The organism is Burkholderia lata (assembly GCF_000012945.1).
Classification (GTDB): Bacteria; Pseudomonadota; Gammaproteobacteria; order Burkholderiales; family Burkholderiaceae; genus Burkholderia; species Burkholderia lata.
On record NC_007509.1, the window covers coordinates 330,824 to 356,105 of the forward strand.

At 63.8% G+C, this 25,282-nt stretch carries 19 protein-coding genes and 2 pseudogenes; 9 read left to right on the forward strand and 12 right to left on the reverse strand.

Annotation, left to right across the window (positions count from 1 at the left end; all coding sequences use genetic code 11):
- Positions 1 to 357: 357 nt before the first annotated feature.
- Positions 358 to 1,980 (forward strand): AMP-binding protein, encoded by a 1,623-nt coding sequence (locus tag BCEP18194_RS01370; protein ID WP_011349492.1) that lies wholly within the window; start codon positions 358 to 360, stop codon positions 1,978 to 1,980.
- 515 nt (positions 1,981 to 2,495) lie between these two features.
- Here BCEP18194_RS01370 and BCEP18194_RS39055 read toward each other — a convergent pair.
- Together BCEP18194_RS39055 and BCEP18194_RS01375 are read right to left on the reverse strand one after the other, a co-directional pair.
- Positions 2,496 to 2,811, reverse strand: a pseudogene (locus tag BCEP18194_RS39055) (acetyl-CoA C-acyltransferase); the annotation flags it as partial.
- 111 nt (positions 2,812 to 2,922) lie between these two features.
- Positions 2,923 to 6,114 carry a bifunctional cytochrome P450/NADPH--P450 reductase gene (locus tag BCEP18194_RS01375; protein ID WP_011349494.1) on the reverse strand — a complete coding sequence of 1,064 codons (3,192 nt, stop codon included), beginning with the start codon at positions 6,112 to 6,114 and terminating at the stop codon, positions 2,923 to 2,925.
- Positions 6,115 to 6,277: 163 nt separating this feature from the next.
- Between BCEP18194_RS01375 and BCEP18194_RS01380 the strand changes: the two genes are divergently transcribed.
- From BCEP18194_RS01380 to BCEP18194_RS01400, 6 genes and pseudogenes are all read left to right on the forward strand, one after another.
- Entirely contained in the window at positions 6,278 to 6,835 is a 558-nt protein-coding gene (locus BCEP18194_RS01380; RefSeq protein WP_041492414.1) for a TetR/AcrR family transcriptional regulator, read from the forward strand.
- A gap of 514 nt (positions 6,836 to 7,349) precedes the next feature.
- A pseudogene (locus tag BCEP18194_RS39060) lies at positions 7,350 to 7,586 on the forward strand (AsmA family protein); the annotation flags it as partial.
- Between the two features lie 655 nt (positions 7,587 to 8,241).
- Positions 8,242 to 9,102 (forward strand): hypothetical protein, encoded by an 861-nt coding sequence (locus BCEP18194_RS01385; protein WP_011349497.1) that lies wholly within the window; start codon positions 8,242 to 8,244, stop codon positions 9,100 to 9,102.
- 607 nt (positions 9,103 to 9,709) lie between these two features.
- The gene (locus BCEP18194_RS01390) at positions 9,710 to 10,312 is read left to right on the forward strand and encodes a TetR/AcrR family transcriptional regulator (RefSeq protein WP_011349498.1); all 603 of its coding nucleotides are present in this window, start codon (positions 9,710 to 9,712) and stop codon (positions 10,310 to 10,312) included.
- A gap of 523 nt (positions 10,313 to 10,835) precedes the next feature.
- Positions 10,836 to 11,555, forward strand: a complete 720-nt coding sequence (locus tag BCEP18194_RS01395) for a response regulator transcription factor (protein WP_039353478.1) — start codon at positions 10,836 to 10,838, stop codon at positions 11,553 to 11,555.
- The gene (locus tag BCEP18194_RS01400; RefSeq protein WP_011349500.1) at positions 11,555 to 13,060 is read left to right on the forward strand and encodes a HAMP domain-containing sensor histidine kinase; all 1,506 of its coding nucleotides are present in this window, start codon (positions 11,555 to 11,557) and stop codon (positions 13,058 to 13,060) included. Before BCEP18194_RS01395 ends, BCEP18194_RS01400 begins: the two co-directional genes overlap by 1 nt.
- A gap of 28 nt (positions 13,061 to 13,088) precedes the next feature.
- Here the strand turns inward: BCEP18194_RS01400 and BCEP18194_RS01405 are convergent, their stop codons facing one another.
- Complete coding sequence (locus BCEP18194_RS01405; RefSeq protein ID WP_011349501.1) at positions 13,089 to 14,189, reverse strand: AraC family transcriptional regulator; 1,101 nt, start codon at positions 14,187 to 14,189, stop codon at positions 13,089 to 13,091.
- Between the two features lie 129 nt (positions 14,190 to 14,318).
- On the reverse strand, positions 14,319 to 14,774 hold the full coding sequence (locus BCEP18194_RS01410) for a carboxymuconolactone decarboxylase family protein (protein WP_011349502.1): 456 nt from the start codon (positions 14,772 to 14,774) through the stop codon (positions 14,319 to 14,321).
- Positions 14,775 to 15,310: 536 nt separating this feature from the next.
- On the opposite strand from BCEP18194_RS01410, the gene BCEP18194_RS01415 reads away from it, so the two are divergent.
- Together BCEP18194_RS01415 and BCEP18194_RS01420 are read left to right on the forward strand one after the other, a co-directional pair.
- Positions 15,311 to 16,945 (forward strand): AMP-binding protein, encoded by a 1,635-nt coding sequence (locus tag BCEP18194_RS01415; RefSeq protein WP_011349503.1) that lies wholly within the window; start codon positions 15,311 to 15,313, stop codon positions 16,943 to 16,945.
- Between the two features lie 11 nt (positions 16,946 to 16,956).
- On the forward strand, positions 16,957 to 18,117 hold the full coding sequence (locus BCEP18194_RS01420) for an AraC family transcriptional regulator (RefSeq protein WP_041492415.1): 1,161 nt from the start codon (positions 16,957 to 16,959) through the stop codon (positions 18,115 to 18,117).
- 87 nt (positions 18,118 to 18,204) lie between these two features.
- Here BCEP18194_RS01420 and BCEP18194_RS01425 read toward each other — a convergent pair whose 3' ends face one another.
- From BCEP18194_RS01425 to BCEP18194_RS01460, 8 genes are all read right to left on the reverse strand, one after another.
- Positions 18,205 to 18,852 carry a PqiC family protein gene (locus BCEP18194_RS01425; RefSeq protein WP_011349505.1) on the reverse strand — a complete coding sequence of 216 codons (648 nt, stop codon included), beginning with the start codon at positions 18,850 to 18,852 and terminating at the stop codon, positions 18,205 to 18,207.
- A complete protein-coding gene (locus BCEP18194_RS01430; RefSeq protein ID WP_011349506.1) occupies positions 18,849 to 20,519 on the reverse strand; it encodes an intermembrane transport protein PqiB in 1,671 nt (556 codons plus the stop codon). The genes BCEP18194_RS01425 and BCEP18194_RS01430 overlap by 4 nt, the downstream gene beginning before the upstream one ends.
- The gene (locus BCEP18194_RS01435; RefSeq protein ID WP_011349507.1) at positions 20,516 to 21,163 is read right to left on the reverse strand and encodes a paraquat-inducible protein A; all 648 of its coding nucleotides are present in this window, start codon (positions 21,161 to 21,163) and stop codon (positions 20,516 to 20,518) included. The genes BCEP18194_RS01430 and BCEP18194_RS01435 overlap by 4 nt, the downstream gene beginning before the upstream one ends.
- Complete coding sequence (locus BCEP18194_RS01440) at positions 21,160 to 21,807, reverse strand: paraquat-inducible protein A (RefSeq protein WP_011349508.1); 648 nt, start codon at positions 21,805 to 21,807, stop codon at positions 21,160 to 21,162. Before BCEP18194_RS01440 ends, BCEP18194_RS01435 begins: the two co-directional genes overlap by 4 nt.
- A 124-nt stretch (positions 21,808 to 21,931) precedes the next feature.
- On the reverse strand, positions 21,932 to 23,506 hold the full coding sequence (locus BCEP18194_RS01445) for a Na+/H+ antiporter (RefSeq protein ID WP_011349509.1): 1,575 nt from the start codon (positions 23,504 to 23,506) through the stop codon (positions 21,932 to 21,934).
- 137 nt (positions 23,507 to 23,643) lie between these two features.
- Positions 23,644 to 24,156 carry a DUF3331 domain-containing protein gene (locus tag BCEP18194_RS39065; protein WP_157687090.1) on the reverse strand — a complete coding sequence of 171 codons (513 nt, stop codon included), beginning with the start codon at positions 24,154 to 24,156 and terminating at the stop codon, positions 23,644 to 23,646.
- Between the two features lie 124 nt (positions 24,157 to 24,280).
- Positions 24,281 to 24,472, reverse strand: a complete 192-nt coding sequence (locus BCEP18194_RS01455; protein WP_157687091.1) for a hypothetical protein — start codon at positions 24,470 to 24,472, stop codon at positions 24,281 to 24,283.
- 62 nt (positions 24,473 to 24,534) lie between these two features.
- Positions 24,535 to 25,224: a response regulator gene (locus BCEP18194_RS01460; protein WP_011349512.1), complete on the reverse strand. Its 690-nt coding sequence runs from the start codon at positions 25,222 to 25,224 to the stop codon at positions 24,535 to 24,537.
- Positions 25,225 to 25,282 lie beyond the last annotated feature (58 nt).

Sequence of the window (25,282 nt, forward strand, 5' to 3'; positions counted from 1 at the left end):
GTGTCGCAGCCTCGTGGAACTACCAAGTTGCCGCAAGTTTCCCCGTGTGGTCAAATGACCATATCAATTGACCAATTTGGGCATAGCCCCCTGACTCGGAAGTCGCGTCTCGGGGGCATGAATTTGCCTGCCAAGCAGGGTGCGATGGAGGCGAAACAAACAGGATGGTGGCCGTCGCCCGTCGACTGTATGCCGACAACGTGATCCGCGGCGCCGCCGACTGTCGGTCGACCACGCAGTCATATCGTTGCGACCAGGGATGAATCTCGCGTGGTTCGAGTCACCCCGGCTTGTTCACGCGCGTGACGAGGCGATTTGCGTCGCGCAATTATTCAAACGGGACAGAGGAGATTGGGTATGGAAAAGATCTGGCTTGATGCCTATCCGCCGGAGGTTCCGGCAGAGATTGATTCCGGCGCGTATCGCAACATCAGTGCATTGATTGAACAAAGCTTCAGCAAGTTTCACGCGAATCCGGCGTTTGCGTGCGATGGAAAGCAGATCACCTATGGTGAGCTCGACGTGCTGTCTCGATCACTGGCCGCGTGGCTGCAATCACGGGGGCTCGAACGTGGTGCGCGCGTCGCCATCATGATGCCGAATGTGTTGCAGTACCCGATCTCGATTTGTGCCGTCCTGCGCGCCGGCTACGCTGTCGTCAACGTGAACCCGCTCTATACGCCCCGCGAGCTGCAACATCAGCTGAATGACAGTGGCGCGGAGGCGATCGTCATTCTCGACGGCTGCACTGCAACGCTGGATGCAATCATCGCGCACACGCAGGTGAAGCATGTTCTGGTTGCCGCGCAGGGCAACGCTGCCGCCGCGGAACAGACGCCGAGCCCGCATGTGAAATTCGACGACGCGATTGAGGAGGGCCGTCGGGGCAAATTCGTGCTGGCGTCCCCGTCGCCGGACGATGTCGCCTTTCTCCAATACACGGGCGGGACAACCGGTGTGTCGAAAGGCGCGACGCTGTTGCACCGGAACATCGTCGCGAATGTATTGCAGACCGACGTCTGGCTCAAACCCGCGCGCGATTGGCGCCCTGACGTGACGCAGTTCATCACGGTGGCGGCACTTCCGATCTATCACATCTTTGCGCTCAACGTTTGCTGCCTGTTGACGATGCACACGGGTGGGCTTTGCGTACTGGTGCCGAATCCGCGGGACATCGGCGGGATGATCCAGTCGCTCGCCGGATACAAGGTCACGAGCTTTCCGGGCGTCAATACGCTCTTCAACGCGATGCTCCATCACCCCGAATTCTCGCGCCTCGATTTGTCCAATCTGCTGCTGGCCAACGGCGGCGGGATGGCCACGCAAGAAGCGGTTGCAAGGCGCTGGAAGGAGATGACCGGCGCGCCGATCATCGACGGATACGGGCTGTCCGAGACATCACCCTGCGTCGCGATCAATCCCGTGGCCGGTCGTGAGTTCAACGGCACGATTGGCCTGCCGTTGCCCTCCACCGAAGTGTCGATCCGGGACGACGACGGCAAGGAGTTGCCGCCCGGCGCAGCCGGAGAGCTGTGCATTCGTGGGCCGCAGGTGATGGCGGGCTACTGGCAGCGACCGGACGAGACCGCGAAGGTGATGACCGCGGACGGCTTCTTCCGATCGGGTGACATTGCGTCGATCTCCGAGGATGGATTCGTGCGAATCGTCGACCGCAAGAAGGACATGATCCTCGTGTCCGGTTTCAACGTCTACCCGAACGAGATCGAAGAGGTCGTTGCCAACCACCCTGGCGTATTCGAGGTCGCGGTCATCGGCGTACCCGACGAGCATTCCGGAGAGGCCGTCAAGCTGTTCGTGGTCAGGAAAGATCCGGAGCTGACATTCGACGACCTGATGGCGTTCTGCAAAGGCCAGCTCACGGGTTACAAGCGCCCGAAAAGCATCGAGTTTCGCGACAGCCTGCCAAAGAGCAACGTCGGGAAGATTCTTCGGCGCGAGTTGCGGGTGCCGAACAATTGACGTGATCGACCGAGGCGATGCGGGAAGGTGGAGCGGCCCGCATCGCACGTCTCCGAGCCGGCGCGATGGTGTATCAGGCGTGCTTGCGACACAAAGTCGGCGACAGCAGTTGTACCCACCCCGTCGCTTCTCTGGCGGGCGTCTTCCACGGATATCCCTGAGCACGCACCCGGTCCCCCGATTTCAGCCGTCATCAAACGACGGTAGGGGATTGAGGCGAAAGGGAGCCCCCGCTCAACCTTCGAGCAGGGATACAGAGGCAATCAAGGTGGGGATGCCGGTCGGGATTTGGCGCCGTACTCCCCTGGAAGGGTTCGCCGCGTGAGCCCGAGTGTCGAGTGTCGCGACAAATGGTCCAACGGGCCGTCGTGCCGGTTCAAGAGCGAAACCTGTCAACCGAAGCACGAACAACTCGCCAGGCGGGTCGTGTTCGGCAAGCATCCCCGGAAAGGTAGGAAATGCCCGCATGAGCGGAGCGGCCGCTCTATTCGTTCTATGGGCAACGGCGCGTTCCGTCAGACAACTTCGAACAAGCCGGTTGCGCCCATCCTGCCCCCACGCACATCGACACGACGACGTAGCGCGCACCGCGTCGTTTGCCTTCGATCAGTGCGTGTCCGACCAGACGGGCGCCTGTCATCCCGTACGGATCACCGATCGAAATGCTGCCGCCGTTGACGTCGTATCGGGCCGGACCGATTCCCGGCTTGTCACGGCAGTACAGCACCTGGCATGCAAATGCCTCGTTGAGCTCCCACGGTCCGATGTCGTCGACTGTCAGGCCATGAAGCTTCAGGTGCTGGGGATCGCGTAGATGGGACCGATGCCCATCTACTCGGACGCAGGCCGGGATCGAAGAACGAGTCGCATCCGTTCCGGAAAGCAGTGGCGGGGCAGGTCGAATTTCCGAAGCAACCGGAAGTGGGATGAACCCCGTCACAGTCATGCAAACACGTCGGCGACATATCTGCCATGCTCCCGCTCCATCGTGTCGATCCACGCACTGGCGCTCTCATCGTTCTCGCCAGTAGTCTCCTGATAAATGCGACCAAGCGTGGCACGGACGGCGGGCGCCATATTCTTTCCATCCCCGCAGACAAAGACGGTGGCACCTTGCGAAAACAGTGCGGAGATTCTCTCGCGTTCCAGCCAGACTTTGTCTTGAACGAATCGGGCACCTTCCTCCGGGCGGTTTGAATAAGCCGGCATCACTTCGACCACACCGCATCGTGCCCATTCGTCGAGTTCGTCGCGATAGAGAAAGTCGACGTCGGGGTCATCGATCCCGAAGAACAGCAACGACGTGCCGACGTTCTCCCCCCGCTGTTTCTGTAATGCGCGCTCTTGCAGAAAGCCGCGGAATGGGGCGATACCGGAACCGGCGCAGATCAGAATCATCGGAAGATCGGGTTCGGCTGGTGGCCGAAAGCGTGCATTCGATGGCCTGACTGCAACGGACAAGCTGTCACCCGTGTTGAGTCGCGCGAGATACGACGATGCCACCCCTTCATGACGACCATTGCCGGAGAGCGCCGGTGCATCGACCACGGCCACCGTCAGCGTGACATGGTCCGCTTTCCAAAGCGGGGACGACGAGATCGAGTACTGGCGTGCTTTCAGCGCGGGCAGCATATCAAGGAACTTTTCGAGCGACAGGTCGACGGATCCGAAGCGTTCGAGCAGATCCATGACGGTTGTCCGCTTTCCCAGAATCTCGCATTCGAAACCGTCGGCGCTCAGGCGCTCAAGCTCGACCTTCTCGGGTGGGCAACGCGTGGCAGCGGCCAGGCTGGATACTTGTGATCGAGTTGCGGGAACGGCGAGTTCGACATAGCTCGAAAACAGTTCACCGCAACCTATTGCCTGGCCGAGCGGAAGGCGCGGATTGCTTGACGTTCCTTCGATCACCACCTGAGTGTCCCAGCTCACGCGAAACCGGCGCAAGACGCGATCGACGTTGTTTTTCGCGTTGCGGGGCAGAACGGCCAGATAATCTCCCGATCGATAAGTCATCGCTTCCGGAAGTTTCAATTCAATGTGCTTCTTAGAGCGGCTGCCAGCCACGCTAATGTCGACCAGCTCTCTATTGTCGACGATGGACGCATGCGCCATGTCGCCCAAGTTAAGCACCTTTTCACGGGAACTCCCGGCGAAGCTTACTTTCAATGCGACATCGTCATGTTGAATAACCGGGATTTCCTTCCCGGCGCTGATTGCAAAGCGATTCCACATTTCGGTGTACCAACGGTCGAATTCACCAAAGAAGTCGCCACCGGAATCGAGTTCGCCTCTGAAGTGCACTCGCGTAGCACCGGCCTTCTCGAGGGCTTCATCGACGCGCTTGGGAATCGCCTGGTATGTCCGTGCCCATTGTTTGTTGCCGCACCCAAGAACTGAAAAATGGACGCCGTCGAGCGCACCCTCGTCCAGTGCTTCGACATACGGGACGAATGATTTTGCGTTGTCTGGCGGCTGTCCTTCGTAGGAAGCGGTGACGATCACGATTGCAGGATATCCGCCGAGTTTTCCTGCGAAGTCGTCGAGCGGCGCGCACGTGGCGTGAAAGCCGTGACGACTCGCGTCCCCTGCAATGCGTCTTGCAAAGGATTCGGCGGAGCCGGTATTTCCCCCGAAGAGGACGAGCAGATTCGACAAATCTTCGCCGGGTGCGATCGACTGAACCGGAGCGACGCTGGGGCTTTGAGCGTTCGAGCGGGCGTGAAGGGCCGTATCGGGCACTTTAAGCGCACCTCGGGCCCGCGGTTTCACGTTCACCCGGAAGCCCGCCGGCTTCAGCGTCAGCGTTTCGGCGACGTCCAGCTCGTAGTCCGGATCGGCGAAAGAGAAATCGAATCGCTGAAGCAGCATGATCAGAACGAGATGGGCTTCCTGCATGGCAAAAGGGCGGCCGATACAGGCACGTGCGCCATTGCCGAAGGGTTTCCATGAATTGGGCGGGAGTTGCTCCGCATTCTCCGGAGCAAATCGCTCCGGACGAAACGCCTCGACATCCTCGCCCCAGACGCTCACATCCCGATGCAGCATGGGCGTCAGGATCATGATGATGTCGTCGGGAGAAACGGCATATTTCCCGCCGAACGTGGTGTCGGCAAGCGGCTTCACGGCGAATCCCGGCGCTGTCGGCCAGATTCGCAACGTCTCCATGAGGATTTGTTCGACGTAGCGAAGTCGTGCGAGATGCTCGATCCGTGGTGTCTCGCTGCCCACGACCTCGTCGACCATGTCCCGTGCTTTTTGCAGGATGTCCGGGTTTTTGAGGAGGAAATAGGTGGCAAAGGACAGGAGCCCGCTGGTCGTTTCATGTCCGGCGATGAGAAATGTAATCATCTGGAAGACGATGTTCTCGTCATCCAGTTTTTCTCCCGTCACCGGATCGATGCCGTTCAGCATTCGGTCCAGCAGGTCCATCGACTCTTCGTTGACGTGCGGGTTCTTCCGCCGGTCTTCGATCATTTTGGTCGCGAGCGATCGCATGACTTCGATGTCCGCGTCGAACTGTCGACTGCGCTTGACCATCAGCTTCGAAACAAGTTTGGGGCGCAACTCGCGCTTTCCGGCCTCGCTGAGGGTGTTGACCATGGCATCGACAAACGGATGCTGGTCTTCACGGTAGAAGCTGTTGAAACGACAATCAAACGCACAAAGGGCAATCGTATCGAGCGTCAGTCGAGTCATGTGATCGGACACATCGACCGGCGTCTCCGGGCCGAACCGCTCCCAATGAAGAAACATCTGGTCGGCGATGTCGACCATCTTGTCGAACATCGACCAGATGCTGAGCGGGCCGAACGCCTGCATCAGCACGCGATGCGCTTTGGCCCAGTTCGGTTCGTCACCGAATGCGGTAAATAACCCGTCCCCGATCGCGGGTCTGAGTTCGAGCAGCGACTGGTGTACGCACTTCTGAAATCGGGTTTCGTCACACACTTCATCCACAAGTGTTTGTCCGCTGACAACGTAGTAACCTTGCCCGAACACCTCGAACCAGTAGACCGGCCCGTAAGTGCGCGCGAGATCCATCATCTTTGCGAGTGGAGAAGGCCCGAGGACCTCCATCAGATGACCGATGACGGGTTTCAGGGGCGGCTGGGGGACGAGGGATGAGGATTTCATTTCAATAGCCTTTCAGGGGTGTGTCGGCGCATCGCATCTCAATCTATTGAACAAATGTAAAATAGACAAAACCACGTGTCCAGAGCTTTTTATGCCACCTGATGTAAGCCCTAATACCGCCGATCCTCGCTTTCAACGGAGTTACGACGCGCTCGTTCGCGCCGTGACCGAACTGCTCGACGACGCGCCGCTGAACACACTCAGCATTGCTCAATTGGTGCAGCGTGCCGGGGTCGCTCGCCCGACGTTCTATCAGCACTTTCCCGATCTTCAGGCCGCGGCTCAGCGGGCGGCGCTGGTGAGGCTCGACAACGCGTTCGCATTCGTCGAGGAGCAAGGCAAACTGCTGAACCAGCCGAACGACGCCTTCATCAAGTCAATGGAAGTGGAGACTGCGTTGATTCTCGAGCATCTGCATACGCACCAGTCCTTCTATCTGACCGTATTCAACGACGCAGCGACATCGGCGTTTTTCGATGAACTGGTGACGTTCGTTTCCGGCCGTATCCTTCCGCCTTATGAAGGCGTTCGCACGGAAGCAGAACAGGACTGCCTGACGGTGCTTGGCGGTGGATTGGTCTGGACGGCGGTGCACTGGCTTCGGCAGGGCGCCGCGCGCGAAACTCCGACGGTAATGGCCAAGCGAATGGCCAAGACTGCGGTGACGATCCTCGATGCGTTCGGTCTTACGCTCGGGTTCACCCAGGCGGGGGCAGCGTAGCAGGAGAGAGAAGCACGGGAAGCGGCGAGGTTGCTCGCCTTGCGCCGCCTAATCGAACACGCGTCGTTGCCCGGCAGTGAAGCCGTCATCTCGCGCGCGCATCGTCAGGCCGCGCATGTCAGTTTGCGCAGTCGCCCAAATCGTTTGCGATCCACGAACGATGGCCTTCGGCGTATATGGGTCGAGCGCTTTGAGGTCGGTGACGCAGCTTCTCGGTAGGCTTCATTTCGGCGGTTCTCCTGTCCGGGAGCTTGGTCCTGGAAACGCGCTTTTCCCGGATTCCCACGGGAAGCGCCGCCTTCCACCTTCAACTATATTTCGGACTCCGCGCAATGTCGGCCGCCGAATCGATACACGCGTACCCAGGGGAAGAATCCGCTTTGAACTCGCGCTTGCCCGAGAGCAGGTCATTGGTACGCCGCTGGCCCCGTTGGTGTTTCAGATTATCGATGCGCTCTGGATCACCGAGCCACGAATTGCGAAGTCAAAGCACTAGACGACGTCGTGTAGATCAACGTCGAGGCGCATCGTCAAGACCGCGAGCTTGCCGATCACCGACCGGTCGGCCCACATCGTGATGCATGACGGTGTGTTGACGCTCAACCCGCTGAACTTCGGTGTCGCGGGCGGTACGCTTGCCTCGAACATCCACCTGGACGGCAGCGGCATACCGCGCAAAGGGCGGTTCTCGCTGCAGGTGCGGCATCTGAAACTCAAGTGTGTGAAACGTGTTCATTTCCCAAATATTAGGATCGGGAAATAGATCGACAAGTACGAACATGACGGCCGTCGTACCTGCGCCGAATGCTCCGATCTCACTGATCGCGATTCTGGTCAAAGTAGATAGACTGGTATACATTCATCACATCGTTCCTCTCGCTTCAGAAGGATGCGCACCGGATACCAACCCGTGCCAGGACTGCGAGTTCGGTTCAGGCGGGAATTTCACCATGACACTGACAACCAGTGCCCGTGAGATTGCCCGCAGCCTGGACGGGTTGAGCCCGCCCTGGTTGCCCGTCTACGACATGCGGGCGTAGGCGGCAAAGGGGGATTCGGGGTGCGGATCTGGCGCCGGCATGATGGTCTCCATCGAGATCGATTCGAGAATGTTCGAGGAAGTTGTTGCGTTCGTGCATTTGCGCGGTGCGTTTGCATCGCTTCACCCATCCAGTGCGCGGCAGTAAGAATGCGTGCGCAATGACAAGGTGGAAATCGACGGCGTGCTTGCGCCCAATGCGACCGGGGATGTCCGACTGACACGGGGTTGCTGACGTCGTTCGTCGATCGGGGCGTCTTCGTTCGATGTGGGCTGGATTGATGTTCGACGCCAATGAGGGCCTTTTGCCGATTTCCCTTTTACTGCGACGCACCGCATTCACAGTCGCCATCAGGACCTAGATAAAGTGACCAAGCCTTCCGGACGCCCTGCCATGCAAACAAGCGCATCCAAGAAAACCACTGTTGTGTTCGCGTCGGTCAACCAGGCGATCGTCGATGTGTCGCGTCAATGCCCGTCGGCCGTGCGCGCGGCAGTCGGGTTATTGCTTGTCGCCAGCGTATTGTCGGGGTGTGCGCCCCTATCGGCGTCTGCGCCGACCGATCCCCAGCAACAGTTTGCCGCTGAGCAGCGGAATGCGAACGCGTTGTATAGCAAGAAGGTGTTGGCATATAAGCCGATGTTCGAGAATCCCGGCGGCTATGGTCGAGCGCAGATACTCGAAGCGTACGAGGCGGTCCTCCAGCAGTACTCCGTTGCGGCAATCGCCTATGCCCGCACCATCTATCCGCAGGCTCGACAGACGCTTCCGCCTTCCCTGCAGCCATTGCCGGCGCCGTCGGGGCCGGTCACGCTGGCGGTCGTCAATCGCGACTACGAGCATGTGCTCGGAATGGACGTTGCCTTGTGGGAGATGGACATGGCGGCGAACTTTGGCCGGCCGTCCAGGTTGCCGATACCGAAATACACCGGTCCTGTGCTCATCATGCCGCCTGCGCCACCGTTTCCACCCCTGCAGGATGTTCGCGATCCAAAGTTCGCGCGGCTCGTGAGCATGACGAAGAAAATAGACGATGCGCAGAAGGCAGATCTGGCGCGAGAGCAAGGCGCGATCGAGCAACAGTACGCCGAGCAGGCCGCGTGGCGGGCGCGACACCCCACGGGGCAGTATGACAACCTCGATCCGAGGACCGGACTGCCGTATGCGGCCCCGCAACAAGAGACACAGCGGTGGTGCATGATGAACGGTGGCCGGGTGCCTTGCTGAAACCGCTTCGCGCAGCGGCAATTGCGGCCCGAGTGGATGCCAGCCGGGCCGGCACACACGACCCACGTGGGATCATTCGCGTCAAAGATCGTGCTTGTGTCGGCTCGGGTGACGATATTCGCTGATGGCGTATCAGTTGCGGGTCGTAATCGGTTGATGCCGTTGCGGTGAAGCGATCCCGTGTTGCCGAAGCCGGCCTTCCAAAATCCGTAGCGTCCTTTGATTTCATGGTGGCTGACGATGGTTTGCTGGTCCGCCCAGCGTGTCACGTCGTATCGCTCCTGCCCGCCGAACAGTCCGGACATCGTGCGTGATCGTGTTTCTCGGGTACCCGGTGTCAACAACGTGTTGTCTATCCCACGACCCGCCGTATTGCACGAACAGGTACCCGGTACCAACGTTGCCCCGTACAACCTTTCGCGTGGATTCCTGAGCGCCCCTCTTCTTGTCCGGTGCAAGGCGCATGAGAGGGGTGTGGAAGATGCCGTATTCACTGCCGTGAAGAGCGAGATCGTATCCGGCAGGCGGTCACACTAGCTCTACAGCCTGAAAGGAGCCGTGCTGGCGGCGGTGCTAAGATGCCGCCCCGTAGTCAGGAGATGCATGAATGCGCGCGAGCAAACGCCAGCAGGTGGTCGACAAGGCAGGTGAGTTGTTTTCTCGCCATGGCTTTCATCCGGTCGGTATCGACTGGATCATCGCCGAAGCGGACGTTGCCCGCATGACGCTCTACCATCACTTCGCGGGCAAGGACGACCTGATCAAGGCCGTGCTGGAACAGCGCTACACCTTCATCATGGAGAGCATCGCTGCCAAGCTCGGCCCCATGCCGCACGCTGCTGCGCGTCTGAAGGGGATTTTTGACTGGTACGGAACCTGGTTCCGAAGCCCTGAGTTCGCGGGCTGCCTGTTCGAGCGTGCGCTGGCCGAGTTTGGCGCGACTTGCCCCAAGGTGACCGACGTCGCGGTGCGCTATCGGGATGACTTGTTGGCCCTCATGGAGCAACTGCTATCCGAGATCGTTCCGCGTCGCCAGGCCCGTCAGCTTGCTGGCGTGTACGTGATGTTGCTGAGCGGGGCAACCGCGGATGCGCGTGCGATCGGGGATCCGCGTGCTGCCGCAAGGGCATGGCAGGCGGCGGAGATGCTGCTGAACGAGTCCAAAGTCGCAACTGAAAGCACGCGCAAAGCCCGCAGCCGTCACGCTTGATCGTTTGTGGACACTGCTCGGTATCGATACCGATTCGTTCCATGAGATATGGTCTGACCCACCCAGTCCGTGAAGAGACGTAGATTGGCCGGTACAGCTGTACAGCGACACGTTACGGCTTCCGTGTCGGAGAAGTGGTCGCCGCAGGCGGCACGGCGACAGGCGTTGTGGCACCGGGGGCGCTGAGGCCGCAGCAAGCGCCACGGATTTTCATCGGGATGCACGGGCTTGCTCCTCGCTCAGAACGTGTCGCGTCGGCCTTTGGGTGTTTTTTGGGTGCTCGGGCCGGGGTAAGGAACGTTTCGTTTTAGGGGCCGCAGCGGAAAGCCTTACGGGCATTGGCTCGGATCACAGTCACAATTCAAAGTTAAATGAAATGTGATCACTCCCCGCCCCAAAATTTTGCACAATGGCGGCAGCGCGGCCCGTTGCCGCGATTCGCCCCCGCGCATCCGGCCAGCCGGACCGGGGCCGGCCCGAACCGATACCCGACTTCGGCACTGACGTGCCGCCGCCTGCCGCCATGGACCAACCGAAACGCATCCTGATCGTCGAGGACGACGCCGACATCGCCGACGTGCTGAGCCTGCACCTGCGCGACGAGCGCTACGAGGTCGTGCACAGCGCGGACGGCGCGGAAGGGCTGCGCCTGCTCGAGCAGGGCGGCTGGGATGCGCTGATCCTCGACCTGATGCTGCCGGGCGTCGACGGTCTCGAGATCTGCCGGCGTGCGCGCGCGATGACGCGCTACACGCCGATCATCATCACGAGCGCGCGCTCGAGCGAAGTGCACCGGATCCTCGGCCTCGAGCTCGGCGCCGACGACTACCTGGCCAAGCCATTCTCCGTGCTCGAACTCGTCGCGCGCGTGAAGGCGTTGCTGCGGCGCGTCGATGCGCTCGCACGCGATTCGCGGATCGACGCGGGCACGCTCGACGTCGCGGGGCTGGCGATCGACCCGATCGCGCGCGAGGCGAGCGTGGACGGCGCGCGCATCGACCTCACGCCACGCGAATTCGACCTGCTGTATTTCTTCGCGCGGCACCCGGGCAAGGTGTTCTCGCGGATGGACCTGCTCAATGCCGTGTGGGGCTACCAGCACGAAGGCTACGAACACACGGTCAACACCCACATCAACCGGTTGCGCGCGAAGATCGAGGCCGATCCGGCCGAGCCCGTGCGGATCCTCACCGTATGGGGCCGCGGCTACAAGCTCGCCGCGCCGGGCCAGCGGGACGCATGATGAAGCTCACCCTTACCCAGCGGCTGTCGCTCGTGTTCTCGGTGCTGCTGCTTGCGTGCTCGGGCGCGTCCGCGTGGCTGCAGATCCGCGCGAACGACATGCGCGAGCAGGAGGTCGTGCAGGGGCTGTCGCGCGACCTGGCCGCCAATATCGTCAACAGCGTGACCCACAGCGCGCCGCTGATGGACGCGAACGGGCTGCGCCCGGACGCCGTGCGCACGTTGTTCGGCCAGTTGATGGGCGTGAACCCGAGCGTCGAGGTCTATCTGCTCGACAACGCGGGGCGCGTCAAGGGCGACGATGCGCCGCCCGGCCACGTGAAGCGCGACCGCGTCGATCTCGCGCCCGTGCAGCGCTTCATCGCGGGCGAGCCGCTGCCGATCCTCGGCGACGACCCGCGCAGCCCCGATGCGCGCAAGGTGTTCAGCGCCGCGCCGCTGCAGCGCGCGGGGCAGCCGCCGTCGGGCTACATCTACGTGGTGCTGCTCGGCGAGGCGCACGACCGGCTCGCCGCGCGCGTTGACGCCGGCAACGTGCTGCGCACGACATTGTGGTCGATGGCGCTGGTCGCGCTGCTCGGGCTGCTCGCGGGCCTCACCGCATTCAGCTTCATCACGCGTCCGCTGCGCCGGCTGACGGACGCGATGCGCCGCTTCGACGCGAACGGTACGCCCGACACGCAGCCGCCGGTGCCGCGCTCGCGGCCGGGCCGGCGCGGCGACGACATCGTCGTGCTCGAATCCGCGTTTGCGCAGATGGCCGACCGGATCGGCGACCAGTGGCGTGCGCTGACACACCAGGACCAGCAGCGGCGCGAACTGATCACGAACATCTCGCACGACCTGCGCACGCCGCTCACGTCGCTGCACGGCTATCTGGAGACGCTGTCGCTGAAGTCGGACACGCTCGCCGAGACCGAACGGCGGCGCTACCTGTCGATTGCGCTCGCGCAGAGCGCGAAGGTCGGCCGGCTCGCGCAGGCGCTGTTCGAGCTCGCGCGGCTCGAATCGGGCGGCGTGCAGGCCGAACGCGAGCCGTTCTCGCTCGTCGATCTCGTGCAGGACGTGTTCCAGAAATTCGAGCTGACCGCGCAGGCGCGCGGCGTCACGCTGCATGCGCGGATTCCGCCACGCGTGCCGGTCGTGTCGGCCGATCTCGGGATGATCGAGCGCGTGCTGACCAACCTGCTCGACAACGCGTTGCGGCACACGCCTGCGCACGGCGAGGTCGAGGTCGCGCTGGAGCCGCGCGGCGACCGCGTGCTCGTGACCGTGGCCGATACCGGCGAAGGGATTCCGGCGGCCCGGCGCGACGGGTTGTTCCAGCGGCCGCAGCGGCCGATGAGCGGCGGCGCGGTGACGAGCGGCGGGCTCGGTCTGCTGATCGTGCACCGGATGCTGGCACTCAACGGCAGCAGTATCCGGCTGGTTGATCGGGCCGGGCGCGGTGCGGTGTTCGAGTTCGCGCTGGCGGTGGCCACGCCGGCTGTCGGCGACGGGCACTGATCGTCGTCAATGCAGGTATCGCCCGCGCTCAACCGCCGCGCTTGCGCCGCACGTCGTTCGGCGTCACGCCGGTCCAGCGCTTGAATGCGTGGCGAAACCCCACTGCGTCGCTGAAGCCGAGCGCCAATGCGATGTCTTCGGTGCTGAGCGTGGTCGTGCTGAGATAGTCGATCGCGAGCGCCTTGCGCACGCTCGCCAGCAGTTCGCTGTACGACGTGCCTTCGGCTTCGAGCTTGCGGCGCAGTGTGCGCGACGTGATGCACAGGATGTCCGCGATCGCGTCGATGTCCGGAAATTGCCCGGGCGTGCGCGTGAGTTCCTGGTACACGCGCCGCGTGATGCCGGCCTGGCTGCGCAATTCATCGAGCAGGCTCGCGCAATGCGACGACACCTGCGCGGCGGTAATCGGATTCGCGAGCTGCGGCGCGCGCGTGAGCCACGCGGCCGGGTAGCTGAGCACATGATGCGGCTGGTCGAAGGCGATCGGGCATTCGAGCGCATCGGCCAGCAGCGCGGCGTGTGTCGGCTGCGGCTGGGCGAACTGCGCGCGTGCCGGCACGCACCACGCACCCATCACGTCCTTGATGATCGTTACATGAAGCGCGAACTGCATGTCGATCAGGAAGCGGTACAGCGGCTCGTCGAGATCGGGCAGCGCGACCTCGTGCCGGTCGGGAAACTGCCACGACGCCGTGTCGCCCTGTTCGACCCAGCGGATCGCGAGCATGCCGTTCGCGAGCCGGTGATATTTGACGGCCGATTCGAACGCGTGCGCGAGCGATTCCGAACACAGCATCGCGTAGCCGTACATCCCGTAGCTCGTGACGTGCAGCCGGTGGCCGACGCGCACGCCAAGATCGGAGCCGTCGTAGCGGCCGACCGCATTGCGCGCGGCCGTGAGGAACTGCAGCGGCGACGTGAGCGTGAACGGATCCGCGACGGCGGCCGGCGTGAGGCCGGTGCCGTCGAGCACCGCGACCGGGTCGAGGCCGGCTTGGGCCGCCACGTCGAGCAGCACGGCCAGCTTGGCCGGCGTGAAGCGCTGCTGGTGCAACGCGTGGGTCATCTCGACGTCCGGCAGGCGGGCTGCGCGGGCGGTCGTCGGGGTCAAGAGCGCACTGCGCGGCATGGGAACATCCTGCGTCCGAATCGATATCGTTTACGGCACGCAATTCTGCTCGGGATCGGTCCCAAACGCCACAGGGTTCACCCTGATACGCGCGCCGGCGCCACCCGGCGCGACCGCCTTCAACCCGCTTCAACCGGCCTGAAACACGCCGGCCTCCCACGCAAACGGCTTCGCGAGCCGGTTCCAGGTGTTGATCTGCGCGACGATCAGCGTGAGCGTGGCCAGTTCGTCGCGATCAAAATGCGCGCGCGTCGCGTCGACGAGTGCATCGTCGATCGCGTGCTCGCTGATCAGCGTCAGCGCTTCCGCCCAGCGTAGCGCTGCCTGCTCCTTCGGGCTGTAGAGAGCGGGCGTTTCGTGCCACACGGGCAGCAGGTTGTAGCGCAGCGGATTTTCGCCCGCGTGGATGCCCTCCTTGATATGACGGTCGAGGCAGTAGGCGCAGCCGTTGAGCTGCGACACGCGTGCGCGCACCAGTTCCACGAGCTTGAAATCGTGGCCGGTGTGGTTCGCGTACTCCTCGACGTTGAGCACGACGTCGAGCAGCCGGGCGGGGAGTTGTCCAAACGAGATGCGTTCTGGCATGGCGACTGACCTTTGAGTGAGCGGGATAGGATCGTTGAGTGGACTGGCGGTGTTTCCTGATCAGGCGTTGCACGTTGCTGCGACCCGCGTGAGGTGTGCAGTAATCCTGATTGTCTCGTGGCGGGATCGACCGACGAGACGAGGTGACGATGCGCGCATGACCCGTTGTGCGGATGGTGTGAATCGGCGGCGTCGGCTGCGGCGCACGGCACGTTCGGCCGTGGCGAACCGGAAGCGAAGCGATCGTATCAGGCACGACCGGCGCCAGGAATCGCCCGATCCCGTATGGTGTTCATGCCGATGGAGCGATAGTGGGGCCAGCTGAGGCACGGCGAAGTGACGGTATGGCGAAATGTTGTCTAGACAAGTTCGCGCCCCCGCATGTCCGTTTCGATCATCTTTTCGGCCGCCCGGATCATTTTCAAAGTGCGCCGCGCGGGCGATAGTCGCCGATCAGGCGATGGTCCGCGCTTCTCCGGCGTGCAGGCCGTCGTGCGAACGGCGCGGCCGGCGCGCCGTCCCCCGTGGAGTGAGACATGACGAAGAGACACTGGACCGGGTCGTATGGCTCGATCCCCGCCGAGATCGATCCCGATCGCTTTCCTTCCGTAAGCGCGCTGCTGGACGACGCGATGCACCGTTACGCCGATCGCCCGGCGTTCCACTCGTATGGCCGCACGCTCACCTATGCCGACGTCGACCGCCTGTCGACCGCGCTGGCGGCCTATCTGCAGCAGGTCGTGGGCGTCCGCAAGGGCGATCGCGTGGCCGTGATGCTGCCGAACGTGCTCGCGTTCCCGGTCGCGTTCGTCGCGGTCGCGAAGATCGGCGCGATCCAGGTCAACGTGAACCCGCTCTACACGGCGCGCGAGCTCGAGCATCAGCTCAACGACGCGGGCGTCGAAGTCGCCGTGGTGTGCGGCGGGTCGATGGGCACGTTCGCCGAAGTGGTTGGCGGCACGCGCGTGCGCACCGTGCTGAGCGTCGGGCGCGGCGATCTCGGCGTCGTCGATGCGCCGGCCGGTACGTGCGACGCGCTGCCGCCCGGCTCGATCCCGCTCGCGGACGCCATCGCCGCCGGGGAAGCGCTCGCGTTCGAACCGGTCGCGCTCGGCGGCGCGGACTTGCTGCTGCTGCAGTACACCGGCGGCACGACTGGCCTGTCGAAGGGCGCCGCGCTGTCGCACCGCAACCTCGTCGCGAACATCGAGCAGTTCGGGGCGATCGTGCCGGCCGCGCGCGAGCCGGGCGAGGAGGTCGTCGTCACGGCGATCCCGATGTATCACATCTTCGCGCTGACGGTGAACTTCCTGTCCTATTTCGCGATCGGCGCGCAGAACTGGCTGATCGCGAACCCGCGCGACATGGACGGCTTCATCGACGTGCTGAAGGCCGCGCGGCCGACGGTGTTCGTCGGCGTGAACACGCTGTACGCGGGGCTCGCCGGCCATCCGCGCCTGACGGAAATTGACTGGTCGCGGCTGAAGCTGTCGGCCGGCGGCGGCGCGGCCGTGATCGACGTGATCTCGTCGCGCTGGAAGGCCGTGACGGGCAATTTCATCCGCGAGGGCTACGGGCTGTCGGAAACGTCGCCGGTCGTGTCGTTCAATCCGCAGGCGATCGACTCGTTCACGGGCACCACGGGCCTGCCGCTGCCGTCGACCGACGTGAAGCTGCTCGACGACCAGGACAACGAGGTGGCGATCGGCAGCGCGGGCGAGATCTGCGTGAAGGGGCCGCAGGTGATGGGCGGCTACTGGCAGAAACCGGACGCGAATGCGGCCGCGTTCACGGCCGACGGCTATTTCCGCACCGGCGACGTCGGCGTGTTCGACGAAGCCGGTTTCCTGCGGATCGTCGACCGCAAGAAGGACATGATCATCGTGTCGGGCTTCAACGTGTACCCGAACGAAGTGGAAGCCGTGGCCACCGGGGTGCCGGGCGTCGCCGAATGCGCATGCATCGGCGTGCCGGACGCGCGCACGGGGGAGGCCGTCAAGCTGTTCGTGGTGCTGGCGCAGGATGCGATCGTCACGGAAGAGCAGCTCGTCGCGCATTGCCGCGAGAGCCTCGCGGGCTACAAGGTGCCGAAGCTGATTCGCTTCGTCGACCGGCTGCCGAAGTCGACCGTCGGCAAGATCCTGCGCCGGGAACTCAGCCGCACCGACTGATGCATCGACGGATGGCGTCGGCGCGCCGTGCAGCATCCGGCGCGCCGAAGGCCCGGAAGGCTCCGCGCGGGCCGCTCAAGTACAATGCGAGCGGTTCGATCGACGGGGACGCGATGACCGGTTCAGATTCACTTTCCGCCCAGCCCGGGCCAGCAGCCGGGCGTGCGCTGCCGTCGCCGAGCGCGACGGTGCCGATCTCGCTCGTCAACGGCTTTCTCGCAAGCGCGGGCGTGCAGCGCGACGTGGTCGAGCGCTACCTGCGCGGGGCCGGCATCCCGATCGAGCTGCTCGGCGAACCGCATGCGCGCGTGACGGAGGAGCAGTTCTCGACGCTGTACCGCACGCTCGCGATCGACCTCGACGACGAGATGCCCGGCATCTTCTCGCGCCCGCTGCGCGGCGGCACGCTGAAGTACCTGTGCCTGAGCCTGCTCGATGCGCGCAACCTCGAAACGGCGCTGCATCGTTTCGGGCAATTCTTCCATATCCTGCTCGACGATTTCTTCGTCGAATCGAAGCGCGACGGTCTCGTCGCACAGGCGGTGCTGCGCCCGAACGACGCCATCGGCCCGATCGGCGCGCTCGGCCAGGAGCTGATGCTCAAGCTCGTGCACGGCGTGTGCTCCTGGCTGATCGGGCAGAAGATCCCGCTGCTGCAGATCGAATTCGCGTGCCCGCGGCCGCGCCATGCGGTCGATCACCTGTACTTCTTCACCGGCGCCGTGCAGTTCGACTGCGAGCGCACGCTGATGCGCTTCAGTGCGGACTACCTCGACGCGCCGATCCGGCAGAGCAAGCGCAACCTGCGCAAGTTCCTCGCGCGCGCACCGGGCGACTGGATCTTCGAATCGTTCAGCGAACAGCTCGTGTGCCATCGCGTGCGGCAGTACCTGTCGGAAGCGTTGCCCGACCTGCCGGTGATCGACCAGGCGGCCGAGCACCTGCATTGCTCGGTGCGCACGCTGAGCCGCCACCTCGCTGCCGAAGGAACGACGTTCCAGGTGCTCAAGGACGAACTGCGACGCGACATCGCGATCCAGCGGCTGACCGATACGCCCGACACGATCGCGGCGATCGGCGCCGACATCGGCTTCGACGATCCGAGCGCGTTTCATCGCGCGTTCCGGCACTGGACCGGGAGCACGCCGGGCACTTACCGGCGGCGCGCGTAACAAGGCGCGTCAAGCTTCAAGGTAGCCGGTTCCCATAACCGTATACCTTCGCGCGCTCCCATGGACGGCTCCCCTGGGCGGGGCGGTTTACGAATCAGACGGACAGGCAGGGCGCCCGTTGCCGAAGCTGCGTACCGTGCTCGCGATCCGCGCGGCGAACTGCTCGATCATGCGCTGTTGCACGCGCACCATGTCGGCATAGCTTCCAGGGGCGGCCTCGTTGAGCCGTGTGCTGCACGAAATGCGCGTGCCCGGCGCGTCCTGCTGCACGCCGACGACCCAATCGGCTTCGAACTGGGCCATGCTCCCGGGCCACGCATCGAAGCGGCGCACCTGCGTGCGGATGCTCATGACGGTCTGGTTCGACGGACGCGGCAGGCCGGTGACGTTGCGCGCGCCCAGTTGCTCGACGAGCGCCGACGAAAGCGCCGCGCGCAGCTCGTCGCCGAGCGGGGCGACCCAGCGTTCGTTGTCGAGTATCACCGCGGTGCCCGTGCCGCTGCGCACGACCATCTGCTGCTGGTCGAGCTGCGCGGGGATGCCGACCGGCAACACGTTGATCGCCAGCGGCGCGGCGGCGTGCGCGGTTGTCGGCGTCGTGGACGTGGACGTGGACGTGGCCGTGGCCGGCGAGACGAGCGTGTAGTAATGCACCGGGTTCGACGCGCAGGCGGTCAGCGCGATGACGGCGCCGGCGCCCAGGGCGATTGTCCTGGCGCGGATCGGGAAACTCATGGTTGTCGTGGCTCCTGCTGGACAGGCGAGGTTGAAGGGGCGACAGGCGCGCTCGGCGCGTGATCGGCCCCGGTTCCCCGGAGCAGCGATTCGGGACGGCGGCCCAGCATGTCGGTGAGCGTGCGCAACGAGCGGGCGGTACGCTGGACTTCGGTCAGCGTGTTCGTCAGGTTTTCCTGAAGCGGGCCGTCGTCGGCGATGCCCTGGCGCAACGTGCCGAACGTCTGGTTCGCCTGGTCGAGCATGCGCGTCGTCGACGGCAGCAACTGGCCGTTGACCTGCTTGAGCGTCGCGTCCAGGTTCGTCAGGCTCGAATCGACATGCTTGCCGATCGAATCCAGCGGCATCTTGTTGATCTTGTCGACGATGTCGGCGAGCTGCTCCGGCAGCTTGTCGAACGTACTCGGCACGGTGGGCAAGGTCAGCGGCGTGGCGTTCGCATCGAACGGCACCTTCGGCGCGTTTTTCACGAAATCGAACGAGATGTAGAGCTGCTCCGTCAGCAGGTTGCCGGTACGCGCCTGCGCACGGAGCCCATGCTCGACCAGGCCCGCGAGAAACTGGGCCGCGCGCGGATTGCCGTTGCCTTCGGTCTTCTGCAGCTTCTCGATGACGGGGCCGAGCCGATACGGATAGACCTTCACCATGACGATGGACTGGAAGCGCCGGGTGGTCCGGTCGAAGTCGAGCTGGGTCGAGACGACCTTGCCCATGTCGATGCCGGAAAATTCCACGGGCGCGCCGACCGCGAGCCCGCGCAACGGCTGTTCGAAGCGCAGCCGGATGAGCTGGGACGGCCCGTCCGGCACGGCCATCGCGGCAGTTTCGTTGTCGGCGAGCGTAAACAGGCGGCCTGCACGGGCGGCCGCCGCATCGCTGTCTTCCGGTGTCGCGAACGCGATGCCGCCGCCCACGATCGTCGCGACCGACTGGGTCTTCAGCTTCAGGCCGTTCGCGTCGAGCGACAGATCCATGCCGCTCGCATTCCAGAAGCGCGTATCGGTGGTCACCAGGCGATCGTACGGCGCATCGATGAACACCTGCAGGTTCATGTCGCGGCTCTGCATGTCGAGCTTGTACGACGCGACGTGGCCCACCATCAGATGGCGGTAATAGACCGGCGAACCGATATCGAGCGAGCCGAGATCGGTGGCGCGCAGCGCGAAGCTCGTCCCCGGCGTGCCGTTGATGACGGTCGGCGGCGTTTCGAGCCCGGTGTAGGCCTTCCGCGAATTTTCCGAGCGGCCCGTGTCCATGCCGATGTACGCGCCGGAGAACAGCGTATCGATGCCCGAAACGCCGCTCATGCCGACGCGGGGTCGCACGACCCAGAAGCGCGTGTCGTCGCGAATCAGGTTGCGCGCATTCTTCACGAACGACACCGTGGCGACCACGTGTGAACTGTCGTCGCTGAGCGAGATGGCGGTCACGGTGCCGATCACGACGTCCTTGTACTTGACCGGCGTCTTGCCGGCTTCGAGGCCTTGCGCGGTGTTGAACGTGATCGTGATTTCCGGTCCGACGGACAACCACGCGTGGATCACCATCGACAGGCCGATCAATGCCGCGACGAGCGGCACGAGCCAGACGAGCGAAAGCCGCGCGCGGTTGCGTGTCACGGGCGGGTCGTGGGGTTCGAGGCCTTGCGGGCCGGATGCAGGATTCATGCTTCCTCGGCGTCCCAAATGAGGCGTGGGTCATAACTCATCGCAGACAGCATCGTGAGAATGACGACCATGCCGAAAAACAAAATGCCGGCGCGCGGCTCGATCTCGGACAGCGGACCGAACTTCACCAGCGCACAGATGATTGCAACGACCAGCACGTCGAGCATCGACCAGTAGCCGACCAGCTCGACCGCGCGGTACAGCACGGTCCGCTCGCGCATGGCCGACACGCTGCGCCGGCCTGTCGTCACGAGCAACGTGCCGATCGCGAGAAACTTCGTGCACGGCACGACGACGCTCGCGATGAAGATCACCGACGCGATGCCGTACGAGCCGCCTTTCCAGAACACCACGACGCCGCTGAGGATCGTCGATTCGCTGTGGCTGCCGAGCAGCGTGGTGCGCATCACCGGCAACAGGTTGGCCGGAATGTAGAAGATCAGGCTGGCGATCAGGAGCGCCCACGCGCGCACGAGGCTGTTCGAGCGACGCGCGTGCAGCGCGGACCCGCAGCGCGGGCAGCGTTCCGCTTCGGCGCCATGCGAATGAGCATCCTGCGCGGCGGAGGTGCGGGTGCGGCACACGAGGCCGCACGCATGGCACCCGACCATGCCCAGCTGACTGGCGCGCACGGGCAGGCTCACGGGCGGCCTCCGGAGGTTTCCACCGGCACGACCCAGTCCCACAGCTGGCGCGCATCGTGGCCCGCGATCAGCGGGATCAGCACCATCAACACGGCCGTGGCCCACAAGCCGGCGCCGGGAATGATCTGCATGATGCTGGACAGCTTGATGATGGCGATCAGGATGCCGAGCAAGCCGACCTCGATCATGCTCCAGGGCCGCAGCGCGACGAGCAAGCGCATCAGCGGGCCGAATGCGGGCGCGCGATGTCCGGCACGGGCAAAGGCCAGCAACCAGATCAGCGTGGCGATCTGCAGGAACGGCACCACCACGATGGCCAGCGCCGTCGGAATCGCGATCGGCGCGGCGAAACCGTGGGCCAGCGCGAGCGCGGATTGCCACAGCGTGGCTTCGCTATGCAGCCCCTGCACGCTGATCCGCATGATCGGGCAGAGGTTGGCGATGGCAAACACCACGCTCGCCGCGATCGCCAGCGCGAGCCACCGGTCGATATCGAGCCAGCTCGATCGAAACAGCACGGCGGAACATCGCTCGCAACGCGCGACCTCGTGAGGCGCCAGCGCGCGGCGTCGGTAGACGCTGTCGCAATGCTCGCAGGCGATCAGGGTCGGAAACGTGTCCATGGATTCGTGTTGCTCGCGCATGCGTACTCGATGACTTGCTTCGCAGTGTGCTCGGCGTCGATGGACGCTTTGGTGCGGTTTGATGGAGAAATGATGGAGCCGTGGCGGGCTTGGATGCGTTGCGTCCCCATCGAGCGCGATCTCGTCACGCCTTGGCGGAGATGGCACGGAGTTCCTCGAGATCGAGGTCGCGCGTCAGTTCGTGCAGCGTGTGCTCGTCGATGTCGCCGGCGCGGTAGAGGCGCATGAGCTCGGTCCGTCCCGCCGCGATCAATTCCAGCACGGTATCCGAACGCGCATCGAGCTCGGACTTGTATTCGTCGGCGTGCCGCGCGTAGCGGGCCATGTCCTCGGCCTTGTGCTTGTGGATGTCCAGGAGCATCGGGTGAACGAGTTCGCCTGCCGCGTTGTAGGCCCGTTTTGCCATCAACTCGTACTGCACCTTGGCAATCACGGCCTCCGCCTCGCTCATGCTCAGGCGAGGCTTGTCGCTTTCCGGCGCCGCGAGCCCCGTCCAGCGGATCACCGCGCCGAGCGTCTGGCCCTGCACCAGCACGGTGGCGAGGATGACGGCAATGGCGGTGACGAGGATGAAATCGCGCCCCGGAAAACTGTCCGGGAGGCTGGCGGCGAGCGCCAGGGTGATGACCCCTCGCATGCCGGCCCAGCTCAGTACCGTGGCATCGGCAAGCCCGAGCGGATGGAAGCGGGTCACGCCCAACTGCCGCAACAGGATGAGCGCGGCGTCCGACACATACACCCAGGCAAACCGCGCGACGATGACGGAAACAACGACGATCAGCACCGGTACGCCCATCTCCGCGAGCATCGCGTCGAGCCCGTCGCCCCGCTGGATCAACTCGTGCAGCGAGGAGCCGATGATCAGGAAGACGAACGCCTCGAGAATGAAGATCGTGACGGTCCAGAAGCCCGTGCCGTACAGGCGCGCCGACGCGCTGAGCACGCGATGCTGGAACCACGCACAGATGAGGCCCGTCGTCACGGTGGCGATTACCCCCGAGACGTGGAAGCGTTCGGCCAGAAGATAGGAACCCCACGCACACAGCGGGCTGGCGGCGATGACCAGGCTGTCTTCGTCGAGATGGCGCATCAGGATCACCCAGGCGCCCCCCACGACGGCGCCGATCAGTACGCCGCCCAGTGCCAGCAGTGTGAAGCTGCCAAGAGCTTCGGCCGGACTGAACAGGCCCGTCACGCCCGCTGCCACCGCAAAGCGGAACAGCACGAGGCCCGTCGCATCGTTGAACAGGCTCTCTCCCTCCAGGAGGATCAGGAGGCGGCGCGGCAGTTTGACTTGCTGCAGCGCGGCGCGGGCCGATACCGCATCCGGCGGCGCGACCAGTGCGCCCAGTGCCGCGCAGGCCGCCCAGGGCAGGGAGGGCACGAGCCAGTGAGTGACGAGGGCCACCACGACGGTCGTGAAGAGCACCGCACCGATCGCCAGTGCCCCGACACCCAGCATGTGCCGGCGCAGATGGTCGAGTGAAATGCCAAGGGCACTGTCCATCAGCAACGGGGGCAGGAAAATCACCAGCACCAGTTCCGGGTCGATATGCACCTCGGGCAGGCCGGGCAGAAAGGCGATGAAGCCGCCGCCGATGATCAGGGCGACGGCGGGGGGGAGCCCGAGCTTGTGCCCGACGTAGTGCAAGACAAGGATCGCCAGCAGCAGCGCGATCATCAATTCGAAAATAGCCATGGTGAGGGTTCTGTTGTCAGCGCTTGGGCGGTGGGCTACCCATGAGCGCTTCAGCTGGACGGAAGGCGCTATGAGAGGCCGGGTTCCAGGGGCCGGACAGTTTCGGCGTCCGGCAGGGCGTTTGAAGGGCGCGCCTTCTATTTCGTGATCCGGGCAAAGTCGATGCAGGAGATGTGAATCGCGAGGATCATCGCGGACCAGTTCGTCGGTCGGCCATTCCGTACGCTTGGCCGAAAAATCTCGTCGCCCGGGGTGATGGGCATGCCGCTCATCGCGCATAACCCTGGTCGTCTGGCAAATCCTTTATGCCAATTTTGATAGCCGTAATGTCCGCCAGTTGAATCCCGCCACGAAAGCACCACCGTGCTGGCCGTCGGTTGATCGAGGATATCGATCGCTGCGCTGCACTTCGATCGATCGCCCGAAGGCATTTTTCTCCGTGAATCGACTACGCAATCCCTGCGCAGCCGGTTGATTCGCGTGCCGTCGCTGCAGGTGTTGAGTGCGTGCATCATGTGGCGCCAGCGTTGCTCAGGTTCGATTGCGTCGATCGGAATCAACTTTCCGCAGCCAACGGGTGGATCATCGATTCGTTCCAGTTCGCGAGAATCGCCATCGATTGACGAAGAGACATTTGCCTGATTGCTCATTTCGTACCTCGCTGCGCGCATGCAGTTGATCAGATCTCTGGAAAAGAAGGTTTCCGATAACGACTCAAAAACAGCGGAATCGCAGCGCGGCCGCAGGCGCGCGATGCGCGTTGGCCTGTTACTGTCAGCCCGTTCTGCGCGCCAGCCTGACGAGGTCGACGACCGTTGCGACCAGTGCGGTCAGCAGCACGGCGGCGAGCATCAGATAGCTCGGCGTCTCACGGATCACGACCGCTACCGGGTTGTCGGTCGCAGCAGACGAAACGGCAAGAAGCAGACCGTAGACGACGAACCAACCGGTCGCGATCGTCAGCACGACGGCAATCGTCAGGAGTCCGACTATCATCGCCACGCGCAGCCGCGATCCATGACATGCATTCACTGGGTGCTGCGCAGCCGGTAGCCGACGCCGCGCATGACCTCCGGCGTCCCTGACGCGCCCGCGCATTCGAGTTTCTTGCGCAGCCGGCTGATATGGCTGTCGACGGTGCGCTCCAGCGCATCGACGTCGGCGAGGCAGGCGTCGATCAGTTCGCTGCGCGTGAACACGCGGTTCGGCGAGCCGGCCAGGTGCGCGAGCAGCCGGAATTCGGTCAGCGTCAGCGAGACGCCGGTTTCTCCGCTGTCCGTGCGGACCGTGGTCAGGTAGCTTTGCGTGTCGATTTCAAGGTTGCCGACCTTGATGAAGCGCCCGGACGAGGCCGTTTCGAGACGACGCAGGATCGCGCGGATGCGCGCGACCACTTCGGCCGGATTGAACGGCTTCGTGATGTAGTCGTCCGCGCCAAAACGCAGCCCCTGCAAGCGATCGATCTCGCGGTCGAGCGCCGTGATGATGACGATCGGCGTGTCGACGCGGCGACGCAGTTCGACCAGGACCTCCCAGCCGTCCTTCTGCGGCATCCTGACGTCGAGCAGGATCAGATCGGGCTTCAGCACGGGCTGCACGTCGAGCACGGCCTGGCCGTGACCGACGCGATAGGTGCGAAAGCCGTCGTGGGCGAGGTAGGCGTCGAGTATTTCGGCGATCTCCGGATCGTCTTCGGCAATGAGTATCAGAGGGTTCATCGGGTTCACTGGAAGTGAGCGTGACCGGTAGGTGGGCCGGCGGCGCGGCACGTGCGCC

What these genes read in the sequence shown, in the direction of transcription:
- BCEP18194_RS01390 (WP_011349498.1), top strand. Translation starts at nt 9,710, where the DNA reads ATGCGCGCGAGCAAACGCCAGCAGGTGGTCGACAAGGCAGGTGAGTTG.
- BCEP18194_RS01460 (WP_011349512.1), bottom strand. Translation starts at nt 25,224, where the DNA reads ATGAACCCTCTGATACTCATTGCCGAAGACGATCCGGAGATCGCCGAA.
- BCEP18194_RS39065 (WP_157687090.1), bottom strand. Translation starts at nt 24,156, where the DNA reads ATGAGCAATCAGGCAAATGTCTCTTCGTCAATCGATGGCGATTCTCGC.
- BCEP18194_RS01420 (WP_041492415.1), top strand. Translation starts at nt 16,957, where the DNA reads ATGGCGTCGGCGCGCCGTGCAGCATCCGGCGCGCCGAAGGCCCGGAAG.
- BCEP18194_RS01425 (WP_011349505.1), bottom strand. Translation starts at nt 18,852, where the DNA reads ATGAGTTTCCCGATCCGCGCCAGGACAATCGCCCTGGGCGCCGGCGCC.
- BCEP18194_RS01395 (WP_039353478.1), top strand. Translation starts at nt 10,836, where the DNA reads ATGGACCAACCGAAACGCATCCTGATCGTCGAGGACGACGCCGACATC.
- BCEP18194_RS01370 (WP_011349492.1), top strand. Translation starts at nt 358, where the DNA reads ATGGAAAAGATCTGGCTTGATGCCTATCCGCCGGAGGTTCCGGCAGAG.
- BCEP18194_RS01430 (WP_011349506.1), bottom strand. Translation starts at nt 20,519, where the DNA reads ATGAATCCTGCATCCGGCCCGCAAGGCCTCGAACCCCACGACCCGCCC.
- BCEP18194_RS01440 (WP_011349508.1), bottom strand. Translation starts at nt 21,807, where the DNA reads ATGCGCGAGCAACACGAATCCATGGACACGTTTCCGACCCTGATCGCC.
- BCEP18194_RS01410 (WP_011349502.1), bottom strand. Translation starts at nt 14,774, where the DNA reads ATGCCAGAACGCATCTCGTTTGGACAACTCCCCGCCCGGCTGCTCGAC.
- BCEP18194_RS01415 (WP_011349503.1), top strand. Translation starts at nt 15,311, where the DNA reads ATGACGAAGAGACACTGGACCGGGTCGTATGGCTCGATCCCCGCCGAG.
- BCEP18194_RS01375 (WP_011349494.1), bottom strand. Translation starts at nt 6,114, where the DNA reads ATGAAATCCTCATCCCTCGTCCCCCAGCCGCCCCTGAAACCCGTCATC.
- BCEP18194_RS01405 (WP_011349501.1), bottom strand. Translation starts at nt 14,189, where the DNA reads ATGCCGCGCAGTGCGCTCTTGACCCCGACGACCGCCCGCGCAGCCCGC.
- BCEP18194_RS01445 (WP_011349509.1), bottom strand. Translation starts at nt 23,506, where the DNA reads ATGGCTATTTTCGAATTGATGATCGCGCTGCTGCTGGCGATCCTTGTC.
- BCEP18194_RS01400 (WP_011349500.1), top strand. Translation starts at nt 11,555, where the DNA reads ATGAAGCTCACCCTTACCCAGCGGCTGTCGCTCGTGTTCTCGGTGCTG.